Here is a 17,563-nt window from a genome sequence, read left to right as displayed (position 1 = left end):
TCCCGGTCCACCGGCGCCGCTATTCGGGCAGGGTCACCTCGAAGCGGAGCGCCTCGGTCGTGGCGTCGAACTCGACCACGCCGACGTGGCCTGCCGCGCGGATGTCCTCGGCGATCAGCCCGATCCGGTCGAGCTGCTCGCGGGGGCCCAGCACGCGGACCTTCTCCACCGGCGCCCGCATCGACTGCTTGGCGTCGCTCTTGGCCTTGCGCACCGCGCTGATCGCCGTGGTCGCCAGGGCGACCAGCTCCGCCGACGACGCGTCGCCGCCGCCCGCCGAAGTGGGCCAGGACTCGGCGTGCACGGACCCGGTGTGCCACCAGGACCAGGCTTCCTCGGTGGCGTACGGGACGAACGGGGCGAACAGCCGCAGCAGCGTCGACAGCGAGGTGCGCAGCGCGAGCCGCGCGGACTCGCGGCCCGCGTCGCCGCCGATGTCGGCGTAGGCGCGCGGCTTGACCAGTTCGAGGTAGTCGTCGCAGAACAGCCAGAAGAAGCGCTCCGCGACCTCCAGCGCGGTGGTGTACTCGAACGCCTCCAGCGCCGCCGTGGCCTGGGCGACCACGTCGTCGAGCAGGTCGAGCACCGCGCGGTCGAGCGGTTCGGTCACCTCGGCGCCCGCGGCCGGCTCCGGGATGCTGAGCACGAACTTGCTCGCGTTGAGCAGCTTGGTGGCCAGCCTGCGGCCGACCTTCATCTGCCCTTCGTCGAACGCCGTGTCCGTGCCCGGCCGGCCGCTGGCCGCCCAGTACCGCACCGCGTCGGCGCTGAACTGCTCCAGCAGGTGCATCGGGGTGACGACGTTCCCCTTGGACTTGCTCATCTTCTTGCGGTCCGGGTCCAGGATCCACCCGGACAGCGCGGCGTGCCGCCACGGCACCGCGTCCTCGGACAGGTGCGACCGCAGCACCGTGGCGAACAGCCAGGTCCGGATGATGTCGTGGCCCTGGGGGCGCAGGTCCATCGGGAAGGTCTGCGCGAACAGCTCGGGGTCGGACTCCCAGCCGCAGACGATCAGCGGGGTGAGCGACGACGTGGCCCACGTGTCCATCACGTCCGGGTCGCCGACGAAGCCACCCGGGCGGCCGCGCTGCCCCTCGTCGTACCCGGGCGGGGTGGCCGAGGAGGGGTCGACCGGCAGCGACTCCTCGCCGGGGACGATGGGCTCGGCGTAGACCGGCTCACCGTCCTCGTCCAGCGGGTACCACACCGGGAACGGGACGCCGAAGAACCGCTGGCGGCTGACCAGCCAGTCGCTGTTGAGGCCGCGCACCCAGTCGTCGTAGCGGGCCTTCATGTAGGCGGGGTGCCACTCCAGCTCCGCGCCGCGGTCGAGCAGGGCGTCCTGGTGCGAGAGCGACCGGATGAACCACTGCCGGCTGGACACGATCTCCAGCGGCTTGTCGCCCTTCTCGTAGAACTTGACCGGCCGCACCACCTTGCGCGGCTCGCCGTCCAGGTCGCCGGACTCGCGCAGCATCGCCACCACGCGCTCGCGGGCCGTGTGCACCGTCGCGCCGGCCAGCGAGGCGTACGCCTCGCGGCCCTCGGCGCCGTCGAGGCCGGCCGGGGCCTCCGGCAGGATCCGCCCGTCGCGGCCGATGATCGTGCGGGCGGGCAGCTTCAGCTCGCGCCACCACTGCACGTCGGTCATGTCGCCGAACGTGCAGCACATCGCGATGCCGGCGCCCCGGTCCTGCTCCGCCGCGGGGTGGGGCAGGACGGGCACGGGCACGCCGAACACCGGGGAGGTCACGGTGGAGCCGAACAGCCCCTGGTAGCGCTCGTCGTCCGGGTGCGCGATCAGCGCGACGCAGGCCGGCAGCAGCTCGGGGCGGGTCGTCTCGATGAAGACCTTCTCGCCGCCGGGCGCGTGGAACGCGATCCGGTGCCACGCGCCGGGGTGCTCCCGGTCCTCCAGCTCGGCCTGCGCGACCGCGGTCTGGAAACCGACGTCCCACAGCGTCGGCGCCTCGGCCTGGTAGGCCTCGCCGTTCCGCACCAGGCGGAGGAACGCGAGCTGGGAGAGCCGCTGGACCCGCCGGCTGATCGTCATGTACGTCATCGACCAGTCGACGGACAGGCCCAGCCTGCGCCACAGCTCCTCGAACGCGAGCTCGTCCACCTCGGTCAACTTCTCGCACAGCTCGACGAAGTTGCGCCGGGACAGGTTGACGAGAGGGCGCTCGCCCTTCTTCGCCAGCGGCTCCGGGTAGGTGCAGTCGGGGTCGTAGGGCAGCGACGGGTCGCACCGCACGCCGAAGTGGTTCTGCACCCGCCGCTCGGTCGGCAACCCGTTGTCGTCCCACCCCATCGGGTAGAAGACGTGCTTGCCCCGCATCCGCTGGAAGCGGGCGACGACATCGGTGTGCGTGTAGGAGAACACGTGGCCCACGTGCAGCGAGCCGCTGACGGTCGGCGGCGGCGTGTCGATCGAGAAGACGGCGGAGCGGTCACCGGGGGCGTCGAACCGGTATACCCCCGACTCCTCCCACCGAGCCGCCCACTTGAGCTCCAGACCGTCCAGGGACGGCCGCTCTGGAACGTTCGGCGTGAACTCAGACACGCGCTCGCCACCTCATCAACTCGAACCGGATGCGCACGGGCACGACGGCGACTCCCTGCCTGCCACGACCCGTGTGACCAAACAGCCTAGCGCAACGCCCTACCTGCCCATCCGGCGGTGATGGCGCGCTCCGCCCCAGGTGGGAGTCGGTCCGGGCGGGGTCGGGGGGCACGCGTGATCGCCCGTTCGCGGCGGGTCGGTCGACGCCCTGTGCCCGCGGTCACGGAGCCGTCACCAAGAGGTCCCGCCCCGCCCCGGCGGCGGCCGGGGCGGCCGCCGAGCCGGAAGACCGGGCGGGGCCGCCGCGGCGCGCAGCCTGTTCGCCAGGCGGACGCGCACCGTCGCCGCGGTCCGCGACGCCTCCTTCGAGATCGGCGAGGGCGAGGTGGTGGGCTTCCTCGGCCCCAACGGCGCCGGCAAGACCACGACGCTCAAGGCGCTCTCGGGGCTGCTCCACCCGACCGGCGGCAGCGTCACCGTCCTCGGGCACGTCCCGTTCCGCCGGGAACGGGCCTTCCTGTCCCGGATCGCCCTGCTGATGGGCAACCGCAACCAGCTCCAGTGGGACCTTCCCGCGGTCGAGTCCTTCGAGCTCAACCAGGCGATCTACCGGGTACCCGACGCGCAGTTCCGCCGGACCAGGGACGAGCTGGTCGACCTCCTCGGCATCGGCGACCTCCTGCGGCGGCCGGTGCGCAACCTCTCGCTCGGCGAGCGGGTGAAGGTGGAGCTGGCCGGGTCGCTGCTGCACCGGCCGCGCGTGCTCTTCCTCGACGAACCCACCCTCGGCCTGGACGCGGCCACCCAGCGGCGGCTGCGGTCCTTCATCGCCGACCACAACCGCCGTGACGGCACGACGGTCCTGCTGACCAGCCACTACCCGGCCGACATCGAGGCGCTGTGCGCGCGGGTGGCGATCATCAACCGGGGGCGGGTCCGGTACGACGGGCCGCTGGACGCGTTGAGCGCCGCGCTCGCCACCTCGAAGGAGATCCGGCTCACCCCGGAGGAGCCGGACGTCGACCTGTCCGCGTACGGGCAGGTCGTCTCCCGGGAGGGGCACTCGGTCGTCCTCGCCGTGCCGAAGGCCGAGGCGGCCGGCGTGGTCGCCGCGATCCTGGCCGCGCACGCGGTGGCCGACCTGGCGATCAAGGACCCGCCGGTCGACGACGTGATCGACCTGGCGCCGGCCGCGGGGGACGCGGAGTGAGCCGGGTGGACGGCGTCCGGCACCTCGCGACCTTCTACGCGCGCGCCGTCAGGTTCTCCATCAGCAGGCAGTTCCAGTACCGCGCGACCAACTACCTGGTGCTGGCCGCGATGTTCGTCGAGTCGCTGATCTACCTGGCGCTCTGGCACGCGGCGGCGCGGGCGGGCGGCGGCTCGGTCGGCGGGTGGACCGCGGGCGCGCTCTCGGCGTACTTCCTGGTCTGGATGCTCGTGCGGAACATGGTGGTCGCCTTCACCCCGTACGGGTTCTCCGCGCGGATCGTGTCGGGCCAGTTCTCGTCGCTCATGCTCCGGCCGGTGCACCCGGTCCACCACGACATCGCCATGTTCGCCGGGTGGGAGCTCGTCATGATCGCCTTCTGGCTGCCGGTCGCCGCGGTCCTGGTGCCGGTGGTCCGCCCGGAGCTGTCGGTCACGCCGCTCCAGGTCGCGGTGTTCGCCGTCGCGGTGTGGGGCGCCTACCTGATCCGCGCGCTGTACCTGTGGCTGCTCGGCCTGACCTCGTTCTGGACCACCAGGTCCTCGGCGTTCTTCGACGTCTTCCTCGTCGCGGAAATCCTGCTGTCGGGTCGGATGATGCCGATGTCGCTGCTGCCGCAGTGGCTGCGCGACGCCGCCGAGCTGACGCCGTTCCCCTGGACCTTCGGCTTCCCCGTCGAGTCGCTGCCCGGCACCCTGACCACCGGCGAGGTGGTGCGCGGCCTGGTCGTGCAACTGCTCTGGACCACCGTGGCGGGGACGGCGGTGGCCCTGGTCTGGCGCCGCGCGGTGCGCAGGCACACGTCGGTCGGGCACCGAGGTCGAATCGAGGCGGTCATGCGCGTCCACCACGTCCGGCTGGCGCGGCACCTGCTGCGCGTCCAGGTGATGAACGACCTCCAGTACCGGGCCAACTTCTTCATCCAGCTGTTCCACTCCGCCGGCCGTCGCCGCCGCGGTCGCCGGCGCGGGCCTGGTCACCGCGGGGGTGCTCGGCTCGGCCGGCCGCACCGGACCGGTCGACCTCCTCCTGTTCGCGCTGACGGCCGCGGTCGGGCTGTTCATCCTGTACTGCTTCCTGTTCAGCCTCGTGTGCACCGCCTTCTGGCTCGTGGACATCGCGGAGGTCGTCTCGCTGTTCGAGTCGGTGTACGAGGCGTCCCGGTGGCCGCTGACCATCTACCCGTCGTGGTTGAGGTACACCCTGACGTTCGTGGTCCCCGTGGGTTTCGCGGTCACGCTGCCCGCGGAGGCCATCACGTCGCGGCTCTCCGCGGCGGCCGTGCTGGTCGAGCTCTGCTTCGCGGCCGTGGCCTTCTGGTTCACCCGGCGGTTCTTCCACTCAGGACTGCGCCGCTACTCCGGCGCCTCGGCCTGAACCGCCCCTCGCCCGCGCGGACCACCTGTGCGGGAGCCGCCCCGATCGGGTCGTCGGGTGTCCCGGGAGCGCGCCTCCGCCCTCAGGGCCGCACCACCACCGGGAGCGCGACCTCGACCGGAGTGCTGTGGCGCGGTCCGGTGTTGGCCACGTCGCGGTAGCTCCCGTCGGCGAGTTGGCGCTGGTACGTGACGGTGAGCGAGAGCGGGCGCCGGCCGGTGGGGGTGACGGTGACCCGATCGCCCCGCACGACGACCTCGCCACCGTCCGCGGGCCGGAGCACGGCGCGGAGGCGGTTCTGCGGGTTGGTCGGGTCGAACTCGGCGCCGCGGGCGCTCGTCACCCGGACCCTCGTGGTCGCGGAGCCGTCCGGGCCCGTGCGCAGCACCCGGTCGTCGGCCCGGATCCGCAGCGGACCGACTCCGGACGGCAGCGGTTCGTCGGACGTCGACGCGTCGATGGACAGCTCCTCGCCCAGGTGCAGGCGCGAGGTGTAGAGCGCCCGGGAGGAGGTGGTGGACGGGCGGCCGTGGTGGACGTAGTAGAGCTGCTCGCCGTCCGGTGAGCCGATGATGCTGCCGTGCCCGGTCGAGTACAGGTCCTCGGCGGGGTCCTGGGACAGCACCGGGTTCTCGGCGGCCTTGCGCCAGGGGCCGAGCGGGCCGTCGGCGGTCGCGTAGCCCACGCCGTAGAACTCGTTCTCGTAGTTGTTCGCCGAGTAGGTCAGGTGGTAGCGGGGAGCGCCCTGCGCGTCGGTGGTCCTGGTGGTGGTCGAGCCCTCGGCCCACCGCCGGTCCTTCTTCTCGCCGCCGGACTTCGCGTAGTCGTCGACGTGCGCGTTCTCCCACGCCTGCTTGTCGGAGCCGTAGGCCAGGACCGGGACGTAGCCGTCCTTGCGGACGCCCGGCGCGTCGCCCGGCGCCCGGTTGGCGTCGCGGTAGGCGGGCGCGATCGCCGGCATGGTCCGGCCGGTGGGGTCGCGCCACCAGTCGCCGGTCAGCTCGACGGCGTAGATGTTCGACTCCTCGACGTACTTGCCGAGGTCGTCGTCCCACACCCAGTTGCGGTAGGCGTTGCGGGAGAAGTACAGGTAGACCCGGCCGTCGGCGTCGAAGAAGACGTTGGGGTCGATGTAGGGGATGTAGGTGCCCAGCGGCGCGGTCCGGCCCTCCTCCAGCGTGGCGGGCGGCTTCTTCTGCTCGGCGTCCATGATCAGGTTGACGTCGTGGTACGCCGGGTCGTACGGGTGGTAGTCCAGCGGCGCCTCGGTGATGTCGTGGAACGGCCCGGCGGGCGAGCGCGACACCGCGACGCCGACCTTGCACGGCTCCTCGAAGTCCGCGTGCCCGAAGTGCGCGGCCACGTCGCGGTTCATCCTGCCCGCGTAGAACAGGAAGTACAGGCCGGTGTCCGGGTTGTGGTAGACCTCGGGCGCCCAGAACCAGTCGTGGGCCCAGTCGCCGTCCTGCCCGGCCCGCAGCGCGCCGCCGGGCAGGTGCTCCCACGTGGCGAGGTCGGGTGAGCGGTAGATCGCGAAGTGGTGGCCGGGGTCGGCGCCCTCCGTGGAGTAGGCGTAGTAATAGCCGCTGGGGCGGTCGAACAGCACGAACGGGTCAGCACCGGGAGTGGCGGCGTCGTTGTGGTAGGTCGCGTCGGTCCCCCGGGCGGGGTGGGCCGAGGCCGTTGCGGGCACGAGGGACAGGACCACGAGCGCGGCGACGAACAGGGCGGTGAGTCGCATACCCGCCATCCTGCCGCCCGACCCGGCCCCCGCGCCCGCCGACGGACGCGCCCGTGCAGGTGAACCGGTCGTCAGGGCATCCGGGCCGCGATGGCGGCGGCGAGGGGTTCCAGGCGGGCGCGCATGTCGGCGGGCGTCCAGTCCGCGTTGCCGTTGCTGAGCCCGCAGTCGACGCGGACCTGGTGGAAGCCGTGCGTGAACTGGAGGCTGAAGGCGGAGGGACCGGCGCCGAACACGGCCCCGTCGCCGACGCCGGGGATCTCCACCGCGCCCGCGAGGTCCCGGCGGTCCTTCGCCACCGCCGCCCGCGCCGCCGCGGCGTCGGGGTGCTGGGTGACCGTGACCTTGGGCGACATCGCCCCGTCCAGGTAGGTGGTGCCCCCGGGGGCCGGCCGCTCGCGGTCGATCGTGGCCGTGGTCCGCCGGCACGTCCTGGTGATCGACCCCGTCGACGTCGTGGTGTAGCTGCGGTCGACGTTGGCCGGGTTGACGGCGTAGTCCACCGCGTCCTGGAAGTCCGCGCCGGTGAACACGGTGCAGGCGTCGGTCACCACCCGCCGCCCGCCCTGGCTCAGCTCACCGAGGTCCTCCGCCGCGCCGGGGCCGGTGGCGACCCCCTCGACGACGCCCTTGACCAACGCCGTGATCGTCGCTTCGGGGATGGGCGGCTTCTTGGTGCTCCAGACGAGGTTCATCCTGAAGCGCAAGTTGCGGACCTGGCCGAACACCTCCACGGCGCCGTCCTCGTCCCGCACGACGACGTTGTCGACGCCGGGCAGCGACCGGCCCCGTTCGGCGGGCGCCTCCACCACGTCGGCCTCGGCGTACTGCTCCAGGTCCAGCGAGAGGCTGCGGAACGCGGCCCCCTGGTGGTCGACCGGCCTGATGTCGCAGAGCGACCGCGCGGAGAAGGGCCACGGCGACGCCGGGTCGGCGGTCGGCAGGGGGTCGGCGAACGACTCCTGCACCAGCAGGCCCTCGTCGCCGATCGGGCCGACCCGGGCCGCCGTGCTCGACGGGTCGAGGAGGCCGCAGGCGTTGACGTACCGGTACTCGCCGAGGCAGTAGTCGCCCGAGCAGCCCGCCTCCTCGGTCACCTCGCCGCCGCGGGCGTCGCCGCCGTCGTCCGAGGACCCGCCACCGCCCAGGGTGAACCAGGCCACGACCCCGCCGGCCACCAGCACCACGACCAGCGCCACGACCACCCACACCGGCCCGTTGCCGCGCCGGGGCGGCGGTGGCGGCGCGGGTGACCAGGCCGGTCCGGCCGGGTAGGCGGGCCAGGGCTGCGGTCCGCTCCCCTGGTTCGGAACGCCCTGGTTCGGCGCACCGGGCCCCGGGCCACCCGGTCCGGGAACACCGGGCCCCTGCGGGTACGGCGGCGGTGACGGCGTGTTCGGCACTAGACCCACACCCGTTCACCGGGGAGAAGCGACTCGCAGCGCACCCGTCCACCACCGTTCCGCCGACGGAGCCGGCCACCCGTCAGGACGGACCGCGCGCCGACTCCTCGTCCCACGAACTCCGGCGGCTTCGACGGTCCCGGCCGGTCGGGGGTTCCACCCGACCGGGAATCCGGGTGCGGCCCGGCGCCGCGGGCGGCCGGTGCTCAGCGCCGGTCGGGCACGGGAGGGGCGAGGTCGAGCAGGGGCAGGGCGAGGCGGAAGCAGGCGCCTTCGCCCAGGGCCGTGTCGAGTTCGACGTCGCCGTCGTGGGCGCGGGCCAGGGCGCGGGCGATCGCCAGGCCGAGCCCGGCGTTGGCGCCGCCCGCGCGGTGGCGCGAGTGGTCGGCGCGGTAGAAGCGGTCGAAGACGCGTGCCGCCTGGTGGGCGGTCAGGCCGGGGCCCCGGTCCGCCACTTCGAGCACGGCGCGGCCGTTCGCCGTGCCCACGCCGATGCGGACGGCGGCGCCCGGCGGGGTGTAGGTGACGGCGTTGCCGATCAGGTTGGTGACGACCTGGCGCAGGCGGTCCTCGTCGGCGTGCACGGGCGCGGGGCCGGGTGGCCCGACCCCGCCGGGGCCGGTGAGCTCGACCGGGCGTGACGGGTCGAGGCCGCGCAGGTCGTGCCGGGCGTCGTTGGCCAGGGTGCGCAGGTCCATCGGGGCGGGGTCCAGCTGGGCTCCGGGCGCCTCGTCCAGCCGGGCGAGCAGGAGCAGGTCCTCGGTGAGGCTGGTGAGCCGGGTGGCCTCGCGGTCGATGCGGAGCATCGCCTCGTCCACGTCGGCGCGCTCGGGCATCGCGCCCATCCGGTACAGCTCGGTCGAGCCCTTGATGCCGAACAGCGGGGTGCGCAGCTCGTGGCTGACGTCCGAGAGGAACGTGCGCATGCGCGCCTCGGACGCGGCCCGGTCGGCGAAGGCCTGTTCGAGCTGGCCGAGCATGGTGTTGAGCGAGGTCGCCAGGTGCCCGACCTCCGTGGTGGGCGCGGCGAGGACGGGCACCCGCCGCGTGAGGTCGCCGTCGGCGATCGCGGCGGCGGTGTGCTCGATCCGGCGCAGCGGACGCAGACCCCGGTCGAGGGCGAACCAGCCGACCGCCGTCAGCAGCGTGAGCAGCACGGCGCCGCTGACCAGGCTCGTCGTCCGGAGCCGGGCGGTGGTGGCGTCGACCTCGGCGAGCGGCGCGGCGACGACGACCGTCCCGGCCCACCCGGTGGTCGGCCGCGCGGCCGCGCGCCAGCGGCCCGAGCCGTCCGCGGCGCGCAGGTCGACGGGCTCGCCGCCGGTGGGCACGGCGCGCAGCTCGTCGGGTCCGGGCAGGGTCGCGCCGTCCAGGCGGCTGGAGCGCAGGCCGCCCACCACCGCGCCGTCCGCGCCCAGGTACACGAGGTAGGGCGTGCCGATCAGGCCGAGGGCGGGGTCGAGGAGGTCGGCGCGGGGCGCGGTGTCGACGGCGTCGAGCGGCCCGGTGGCCGGCACCCGGGAGATGATCTCGCCGAGCGAGTGCAGCTGGGCGTCGACCCGGTCGAGCTGGTAGCGCTCCAGCTGGTCGGACACGACCGCGCCGACCAGGCCCAGCCCGGCCAGCAGCAGGCTCGCGGTGAGCAGCAGCAGCCTGACCCGCAGGGAGAGCCGGCCCAGCACGCGCCTCACCCCGCGGGTTCCCGCATCACGTACCCGACGCCGTGCACGGTGTGGATCAGCTTGGGCTCCTCGGCGTCGACCTTGCGCCGCAGGTACGAGATGTAGGTGTCCACGATGCCCGCGTCGCCGCCGAAGTCGTAGCGCCACACCCGGTCGAGGATCTGGGCCTTGGACACCACGCGCCCGGCGTTCTCCATCAGGTAGCGCAGCAGCCGGAACTCGGTGGGCGAGACGCGGACGGGCAGCCCGGCCCGGGTCACCCGGTGCCCTTCGGCGTCGAGCGCGAGCGCGCCCACGGTCAGCACGCCCTCCCGCCGGCCCGAGGTGCGGCGCAGGATCGCGCGGATCCGGGCGATCAGCTCCTCCAGGTCGAACGGCTTGGTCACGTAGTCGTCGGCGCCCAGGGACAGGCCGGTGACCTTGTCGGCCTGCCGGTCCCGGGCGGTGAGGAACAGGACGGGGACGGGCCCGTGGCGGCCCTCCGCGCGCTGCTCGCGCAGCCGCCGGACCACCTCGAACCCGTCCACGTCGGGCAGCATCACGTCGAGCAGCACGAGGTCGGGCGGTTCCGCGGTGGCCGCGGCGACCGCCTCGGCGCCGGTCGCCGCGGACGTCACCCGGAACCCGGCGAAGCGCAGCGTCGCGGACAGCAGCTCGCGCACGGTGGCCTCGTCGTCCACCACCAGCAGCGTCGTCACCCCACCCGGTCCCTCCACGGCGGCCACGATACGGGCGCCACCCTGAGGAACCCCTCGACGAGCACGCTGCCCACGACGCCGCCCGCGGCGCCCAGCCCCACCGCGGTCAACGGGTCCGCCGCCGCCCACGCGTCGAACACCGGGAACGAGAACCCGAACGCCTCGACGCCCAGCCGCACCGACGCCCGCGACAGCCACGCGAGCACGCCCAGCGCCACACCCGCCACCGCGCCGTGCCACGCGACCCGGCGCGGCAGCCCACCCCGACCGCCGGCCAGGGCGACGACGACGCCGAGGGCCGTCAGCACGGCGACCGCCACCCACGTCGGCGGCCCGCCCGGCGCGGGTGGCGCGACACCGTCGAGGACGCACGCGAGCGCGCCGCCCGCCCCGACCGACCACGGCACGCCCAGCCCGGGCGACAGCACGCCGAACACGGCCGACGGCAGCAGGAGCAGGGCGCCGCCCGCCACCGCCGGACCGCCCAGCGCCCACGCGACGAGCAGGCACGCGGCGGTGAGCCCGCCCGCCGCCCACAGCGCGCCGCGCGCCGCGATCCGGCGCCGCGCGACCAGCAGGCACACCCCCACGACCACCAACACCCAGACCACCGACCCGACCGCCACCGGCCAGACGGGCACGGAGAACCCGACGCCGAGCTGGTCCGCGGACCCGACGCGACCGAGGGGTCCGCCGCGCCCGAAGGGCCCCACCGCGGGCAGCCCGCAGACCCCGGGCACCCCGCCCGCCGCGTCACCGGGCAGCGTCACCGCGCCCCGGGCGGCCACCGCGACGGCCACCGCGCCGACCGGGAAGACCGCGGCCGCCGCCGCGCAACGGACCGGCAACCCGTCCCGGCGGCGCAACAGCAACCACCCCAGCACCACCGCGCCGGTCAACGCGACCCCCGACGGCACCAGGTCGAGGCCGCCCCGCACGGCGAACGGCGCGCCACCCGCCGGGACCGCGCCGAACTCCGCCGAACCGCCCAGCGCCATCGCGACCACGGCCGCCGTCACCCGGCCGAACCCGCCGAACCGGCCGGCGTCGAGGAGCAGCAGCCCGACCGCGGCGACTCCCGCCATGGCCGCCAGCGCCGCGACCGCCGCCGCCGCGCCCCGCCACGCCGCCGTCACGCGTCACGCCGGTGGAAGACGACGAACGCGGCGGCCAGCACGGCGGCCACGCCGAGGCACATCCCGCCCAGGTTCAGCCAGGGGTGCGGGTAGGCGGGGTTCGGCGCCGTCGCGAACACCGCGGCCGCGCCCCGCGTCGGCCAGAAGTCGAGCAGGCCCCGGGACCACGAGGGGAACAGGCCCGCCAGGGCCGGCACCAGGAACACGATGCCCACCAGCGCGGTGAGCGCGCCCGCCGTGGCGCGCAGGATCGTGCCGAGGCCGATCGCGAGCAGCGCGATCGCCGCGAGGTAGAGCCCACCGCCCACGACGGCGGACAGCACGCCGGGGTCGTCGAGCGCCGCGTGCGGCACGTCCTGGGCGGCGAGGAGGGCCTGGCCGAGGAGGAAGCCGGCGAACATCAGCGCCTGCCCCGCCACCACGGCGACGGCGGCGGCCACCACCACCTTGGCCGCGAGCAGCCGGTGCCGGCGAGGGGTCACCGCCAGCGACGTCCGCACCAGCCCGGTCGCGTGCTCGGAGGTGACGACCAGCGTGCCGAGCACGCCGATGACCAGCTGCGCCACGAGGTAGGCGGTCAGGCTGCGCCCGGTCGGGTCCCACGCGAGCCGTTCGGCGGCCGGAGCGCTCGCGTACTCCTCGCCCGCCCGCCCCGTCGCGAGGGACGTGATGCCGAGCCCGACCGCGAACAGGCAGGCGAGCGTGTGCCAGGTGGAGCGCAGGCTGCGCAGCTTGACCCACTCGGCGTGCAGCGCGTGGCCGAACCGCGCCCGGTGCGCGGGCCGGCTCACGCGGTCACCCCCTGGTACTCCACGCTGTCCCTGGTCAGCTCCATGAAGGCGTCCTCCAGCGAGGGCCGCTGCGGGGTGAGTTCGCCGAGCACGGCGCCGTGGTAGGCGGCGAGCCGCCCGATCTCCTCCCCGGTCAACCCGGAGACCACCAGCGACGAGTCGGGCCCCTCCCGCACGGTGGCGCCGGCCGCGGTCAGCCGGAGCGCGAACGCGGCGGTTTCGGGCGTGCGGACGAGCACCGAGCCCTCGCCGCGGCCGCGCAGGAACTCGGCCGTGCTCGTGTCCGCGATGAGCCGGCCCCGACCGATCACGACCAGGTGATCGGCGGTCCGCGCCATCTCGCCCATGAGGTGGCTGGACACCAGCACCGCGCGACCCTCGCGGGCCAGGGAGCGCATGAAGTCGCGGATCCAGCGGATGCCCTCGGGGTCGAGCCCGTTCACCGGCTCGTCGAAGATCAGCACCCGCGGGTCGCCGAGCAGGGCCGCCGCGATGCCCAACCGCTGCCTCATGCCGAGCGAGAACCCACCCGCCCGCTTGTGCGCCACCCCGTCGAGCCCGGTCCGCGCGAGCACCTCGTCCACCCGACGCCGGGACAACCCGTTGCCGACGGCCAGCGCCAGCAGGTGGTCACGAGCCTTCCGCCCACCGTGCACCGCGCCCGCGTCGAGCAGGGCCCCCACCTCGGCCAACGGCACGGGGAGGTCCCGGTAACGCCGCCCGCCGATCGTGACCGACCCCCGGGTGGGCGCGGCCAACCCGAGGATCACCCTCATGGTCGTGGACTTGCCCGCGCCGTTCGGCCCGAGGAACCCGGTCACCCGCCCGGCCTCGACGGTGAACGACAGGTCGTCCACCACGGTGTCGAGCCCGTACCTCTTGGTCAGCCCCCGCACCTCGATCATCGTCATGGGCCCGAGCCTGGAGAGCCGACCTGACCGATCCCCGGGAGTTCCTGGGAGAACCCGCAGGATCCCGCCCCCGCCCCCCGCTCAGGGCGGCGCATTCACAGGGAACACCCAGATCCGGGTCCCACCGCCCGTGCGGTGCGCGGGGTGGCGTCCGGGCAGGCTAGTTTGCTCGGATGAGCCTCCTCGATGACGTGGCCGAGCGCGATGGCTGGCGGTGCTGGGTGTGCGACGAACCGGTCGACCCCGACATGTCGGTGAACGACCCGAGGGGCCCCAGCGTGGACAGCCGGACCGCCGACCGGAAGGCCAAGGTCGCCGAGCGGCTCGCGCACCGGGGGTGCAACACCCGCAAGGGCGCGGTCAAGGTGGTCATCGCCTGGCCGGACCACCTGCACGTGGCCGACCCCGCGCCGCTGGTCACCGTCGCCGACCGGCTGGAGCGCAAGGGCGGCCGCGAGGTGGTGGCCCGCTGCCCGACCAGGCAGGACGCCCGGGCGTCGGCCGAGTGGCTGGTCGACCGGTTCTCCCGACTGGTCCCGGGGCTGCCGGTGACCGCCGACGTCCAGGCGGGCGGCGGCCAGTTCCTCGTCGTCCTGGCCACCGACCGCCGCTGACGCGCGCCGGTCGGGCACCCGGGGTCCGCACGCGATCGCCCACGACATCGGGAAGTCGGAGGAAAAATCCCGGCGCCGCCACCTGGTCGAGGGCCGCGCGGGCACAATGCCCGACCATGGTGGCTTACCGCAGCTTCGGATCACAACGCGCGCCCGTGGCGATGCGGGAGGCCTACCTGCGACCCGGCCCCGACGACCCGCTCGCGGCGGCCGCGGCGCGGACCCGGTCCGGGTGGGCCATCGCCGAGCAGCTCTTCCCCGGCCGGGTGTACGACCACACGTGCGCGTGCCCGCTGTTCGAGAAGTCCCACCCGGAGTCCGCGGAGGTGTGGCTGGGCGAGTTCGGCGACACGGTGGTGTGCATGGTGCCGTCGAACGTCGAGGACCGGCGGTCGAACCGGCACGTCGGCGCGGACCGGCCGGTGCGGGCCGAGCTGGTCGACGACGAGCGGGCGACGCTCATCCACGTCGATCGCGTCACCGGGGTCGAGCGGTTCGTCGAGATCGGTCCCGGGGCCACGCGCGGAGCCGTGCGCGGGTCCGCCCGCGGCGAGCCCCTGCCGTTCGAGCAGCCGTTCCTGGACGGTCCCGACGACGAGGTGTTCCCCCGGTTCGCGTACCTGCGGGAGGCGAAGTCGTGGCTGTTCGCGATCAGCCTCCCCCCGCGCCCGGTGCCGCCGGCCGCCACGGTGGTCCGCGGCTACCTGCTGGGACCGGTCGACGGCCCGCTGCCGCTGGCGGACGGGCGCCCGGTGGTGGAGCTGCCGCCCCCGGACGAGCTGGCCGACCTGCTCGCCGGCGCGGAACTGCTGGACGAACGCGACGGGCGGCACGTCGCGGGCGGCGGCGACTGGTTCCAGCTGCACCGCGTCGACGCGGACCGCGCGCTGCTGGTCGGCTTCGACGTCGAGGACACCGAGACCTTCTTCGGCGCCGCGGTGCGCTGGTTCGGCGCGAGCGACGAGACCGACCTGCTCGCCGCGGTCCCCGGGTGGTGGACCGACCTCGTGCGCACGCGGCACCCCGGCGCGTTCTCGACCGAGGCCGGGTTCGACCCGATCAACGTCGTGTGCGGGTGGGACGGCCGGCGGTGGACCAAGGCGATCGGCGCGCCCGACCCGGGTCTGCTGCACCTCTTCCTCTACCCGGACGAAGAGGCCTGAACCCGCGTCCTGCCGAAGGCCGCGCTCAGCGTGCCTCCGCCGCCACCGCGTCAGCGGACCGGACCGGAGCCGCGGGCGCCCCGTGGCACGAACCGCGGCGACCAGGCCGGTGTTGTCCCGCCCGCCGGCGCCGCCGTGCTGCTCGTCAACGCACGCCCGTCGGCAGGCGTCGGCGGCGCCGCGTCACGACGTGGCGCTCCACCGCGGTACCGGGTGTGTCGGGGTCTCGTGGTGGACTGGGCGTCGCACGCGACGTTCCGGGAGAACCCGCAGCCCGACGCACCGAGGATGGCGATGAGACCGCTCACTTTCAGCGACGACAAGGACGACGAGCAGGAATGGCTCCCGGGTGGCGCCCGCTCCGCCGTCGACGCGTTCTTCGAGTTCATCGCCCGCCGCCGTGATGTCGACAACACGTCGTTCGGCATCGAGGACGAGGAGAACGAAGAGGCGCTGCTGCTCATGTTCGAGGTCGGGGCCATCTGCCGGGTGAAGGGGTGGCAGGACTCGCGCAAGGAGTACCGCGTCGTCACCGACCACGACGACTACCGGACCCAGGCGGCCCACTTCGTCAGCGGTGGCTTCACCGCTCTCGACCACCACGGCCCCTGGTTGGCGGACGCCGCCGACTTCGTGCGGGCACGAGCGGCCCACCTCCGCCAACAGGGCGCGCGTGACGCCCACCAGAGCCGTGAAGCGCACGGAGAAGCACTCCGGCGCGAGTTCGACGGGTCCGTGCTGCGACGAACCCACCCGCGCGAGCTGCGCCGTCGACTGCGGGTCCTGACCCACGTGGACGGACGCGAGCCCACCACGGTCGCCGGGGTCACGCACTTCGGCTTCGGCAACGGCGACGGCGACACCGTCGACGCCTGGTTCACCGCCGAGGGCCGCGGCCTGGTGCTGACGTTCGACCACACCAGCGCGCTCAACGCCCCCGACGACGCCCACGCGCGGGCAGCGCTGTACGACGGTGTGCCGACGGACCTCCTCGACCTGGTGAAGCACGTGCCGCGAGCAGGCACGACCCCCGCGCACCCCGACGGCGCCCCGGCAGCCGCCACCGGCGTCTTCACCTTCTCCGGCCCCTGCGCCCCGTCCGACGGCCTGGTGTCCCGCTTGCAGGCGACCCGGTCGGGCATCGAGGCCACCGGCCTCAACCGGCTGCTGGAGGTCTTCCTCGCGCCGGAGGACTTCACGCCCGCCGCGGTGGCCGAGGCAGCCCGGTGGTGGAGCGCCGAGGACGTCGCGCGGGGTTTCGCCGCGGCCGGCCGGGAGCAGCCCCCGACCGCGCCCCTGGACCCGGAGGCGGTGGACCGCTTCTGCCGGACCTGGGCCGACTCCGGCTACAACGACCGCTGGGACGTGCACTACGTCCTGTTCGACAGCTGCACGGTCGAGGAGGCGGGCGAAGCCCGGGACGAGGCCCTGAGGGTGGTCGAGGCACTCGGGCTCGAACGCGTCGACACCCCGCCGGCAGCCGCCACCGGCGAGGTGTGGGTGCGCACGGACCCCCGCGTCGACGCCGAACTCGGGCACTGGTCATGACCAAGTCGAAGCGCACCAAGGCGGAGCGACCGCTCCCGGCGACCCCGCGCGAGACCTTCACCACCGCGCTGGGCAAACCGGTCGACAGCGCCGAAGCCCGAACGGTGATCGACGTGCTGGGCGGCGCCCACGAGATCCGCCCGCTCAAGCCCTCGGTCGCGCGCTACGACCCCGACACCGCGCGAACGGTGGCGTGGGACTTCCCCTCCGCGCCTCCCGCGAACCGCTGGACGGCCACCCACCTGGGCGTTCAAGACGACACGATCGTGTGGATCACCCTGGCCTCGGCCCTCGTGGACGGGGTGACCGGCGACCGGGCGGTCTTCCTCCGGCTCTCCGACGACGACGAAGAGGTCTTCCGGCCCCAGGGCCCCGACTGGAACTGGGCACCCGGGATCATCCGGCGCGGAACGGCGCACCTGCTCGACCTCGACGTGGGACAGGGCCACTGGGACGGCAACTACAAGTTCCCCCTCACCCCGCGCCAGGCGGAGAACCTGCAAGCGGACCTCCTCCTGTACCGCGAGGTGTGGGACGGCCTCGTCCGGATCTGCCAATCCCGCCGCTTCTTCGACGACCCGACGACGCTGCCGGGCGACGCGCAGGCCGTCATCGACGCGCGCTGCGGGCGCGGCTGACGCGGTCCTCCGCAAGATCCGCCAGTTGACGCCGGCACCCGCTCACCGCACGAGTCGGCCCGGGGCGTCGCCCCGGGCGCAGCAG

Annotated in this window: 13 protein-coding genes and 2 pseudogenes; 7 read left to right on the top strand and 8 right to left on the bottom strand. The window is 74.2% G+C overall.

The genetic code is table 11. The annotated features are described in order from the left end of the window. Positions 1-19 precede the first annotated feature (19 nt). On the bottom strand, positions 20-2,566 hold the full coding sequence (gene valS, locus ABD223_RS24890; RefSeq protein WP_344038887.1) for a valine--tRNA ligase: 2,547 nt from the start codon (positions 2,564-2,566) through the stop codon (positions 20-22). 208 nt (positions 2,567-2,774) lie between these two features. On the opposite strand from valS, the gene ABD223_RS24885 reads away from it, so the two are divergent. The 3 genes and pseudogenes from ABD223_RS24885 to ABD223_RS24870 all read left to right on the top strand — a co-directional run. Then, positions 2,775-3,776, top strand: coding sequence for an ABC transporter ATP-binding protein (locus tag ABD223_RS24885; RefSeq protein WP_344038957.1), 1,002 nt, complete (start codon positions 2,775-2,777; stop codon positions 3,774-3,776). A gap of 110 nt (positions 3,777-3,886) precedes the next feature. Then, a pseudogene (locus ABD223_RS43645) lies at positions 3,887-4,528 on the top strand (ABC-2 family transporter protein); the annotation flags it as partial. Between the two features lie 214 nt (positions 4,529-4,742). After that, positions 4,743-5,153 (top strand): annotated as a pseudogene (locus tag ABD223_RS24870) (ABC-2 family transporter protein); the annotation flags it as partial. Positions 5,154-5,235: 82 nt separating this feature from the next. Here the strand turns inward: ABD223_RS24870 and ABD223_RS24865 are convergent. The 7 genes from ABD223_RS24865 to ABD223_RS24835 all read right to left on the bottom strand — a co-directional run bounded on the left by ABD223_RS24865 (position 5,236) and on the right by ABD223_RS24835 (position 13,509). Continuing rightward, positions 5,236-6,894, bottom strand: coding sequence for a family 43 glycosylhydrolase (locus ABD223_RS24865; protein ID WP_344038883.1), 1,659 nt, complete (start codon positions 6,892-6,894; stop codon positions 5,236-5,238). 71 nt (positions 6,895-6,965) lie between these two features. After that, positions 6,966-8,105, bottom strand: coding sequence for a hypothetical protein (locus tag ABD223_RS24860; protein WP_344038882.1), 1,140 nt, complete (start codon positions 8,103-8,105; stop codon positions 6,966-6,968). A gap of 398 nt (positions 8,106-8,503) precedes the next feature. Next, entirely contained in the window at positions 8,504-9,988 is a 1,485-nt protein-coding gene (locus ABD223_RS24855) for a sensor histidine kinase (RefSeq protein ID WP_344038881.1), read from the bottom strand. Then, the gene (locus tag ABD223_RS24850; protein ID WP_344038880.1) at positions 9,985-10,695 is read right to left on the bottom strand and encodes a response regulator transcription factor; all 711 of its coding nucleotides are present in this window, start codon (positions 10,693-10,695) and stop codon (positions 9,985-9,987) included. Before ABD223_RS24850 ends, ABD223_RS24855 begins: the two co-directional genes overlap by 4 nt. Further along, positions 10,674-11,813, bottom strand: a complete 1,140-nt coding sequence (locus tag ABD223_RS24845; protein ID WP_344038879.1) for a streptophobe family protein — start codon at positions 11,811-11,813, stop codon at positions 10,674-10,676. The genes ABD223_RS24850 and ABD223_RS24845 overlap by 22 nt, the downstream gene beginning before the upstream one ends. Next, positions 11,810-12,604 (bottom strand): ABC transporter permease, encoded by a 795-nt coding sequence (locus ABD223_RS24840; protein WP_344038878.1) that lies wholly within the window; start codon positions 12,602-12,604, stop codon positions 11,810-11,812. The genes ABD223_RS24845 and ABD223_RS24840 overlap by 4 nt, the downstream gene beginning before the upstream one ends. Beyond that, positions 12,601-13,509 carry an ABC transporter ATP-binding protein gene (locus ABD223_RS24835; RefSeq protein WP_380648311.1) on the bottom strand — a complete coding sequence of 303 codons (909 nt, stop codon included), beginning with the start codon at positions 13,507-13,509 and terminating at the stop codon, positions 12,601-12,603. Before ABD223_RS24835 ends, ABD223_RS24840 begins: the two co-directional genes overlap by 4 nt. Before the next feature lie 179 nt (positions 13,510-13,688). Between ABD223_RS24835 and ABD223_RS24830 the strand changes: the two genes are divergently transcribed. The 4 genes from ABD223_RS24830 to ABD223_RS24815 all read left to right on the top strand — a co-directional run bounded on the left by ABD223_RS24830 (position 13,689) and on the right by ABD223_RS24815 (position 17,478). Continuing rightward, positions 13,689-14,129 carry a hypothetical protein gene (locus ABD223_RS24830; protein ID WP_344038876.1) on the top strand — a complete coding sequence of 147 codons (441 nt, stop codon included), beginning with the start codon at positions 13,689-13,691 and terminating at the stop codon, positions 14,127-14,129. 116 nt (positions 14,130-14,245) lie between these two features. After that, a complete protein-coding gene (locus tag ABD223_RS24825) occupies positions 14,246-15,292 on the top strand; it encodes a hypothetical protein (protein WP_344038875.1) in 1,047 nt (348 codons plus the stop codon). Between the two features lie 294 nt (positions 15,293-15,586). Then, positions 15,587-16,840, top strand: a complete 1,254-nt coding sequence (locus tag ABD223_RS24820) for a DUF6357 family protein (protein WP_344038874.1) — start codon at positions 15,587-15,589, stop codon at positions 16,838-16,840. Beyond that, positions 16,837-17,478 (top strand): hypothetical protein, encoded by a 642-nt coding sequence (locus tag ABD223_RS24815; RefSeq protein ID WP_344038873.1) that lies wholly within the window; start codon positions 16,837-16,839, stop codon positions 17,476-17,478. The genes ABD223_RS24820 and ABD223_RS24815 overlap by 4 nt, the downstream gene beginning before the upstream one ends. Positions 17,479-17,563: the final 85 nt, after the last annotated feature.

Source organism: Saccharothrix xinjiangensis (assembly GCF_039527585.1).
Taxonomy (GTDB): Bacteria; Actinomycetota; Actinomycetes; order Mycobacteriales; family Pseudonocardiaceae; genus Actinosynnema; species Actinosynnema xinjiangensis.
The sequence above is the reverse complement of the archived record's forward strand: the minus strand, read 5'-3'. Positions and strand labels throughout refer to the sequence as shown.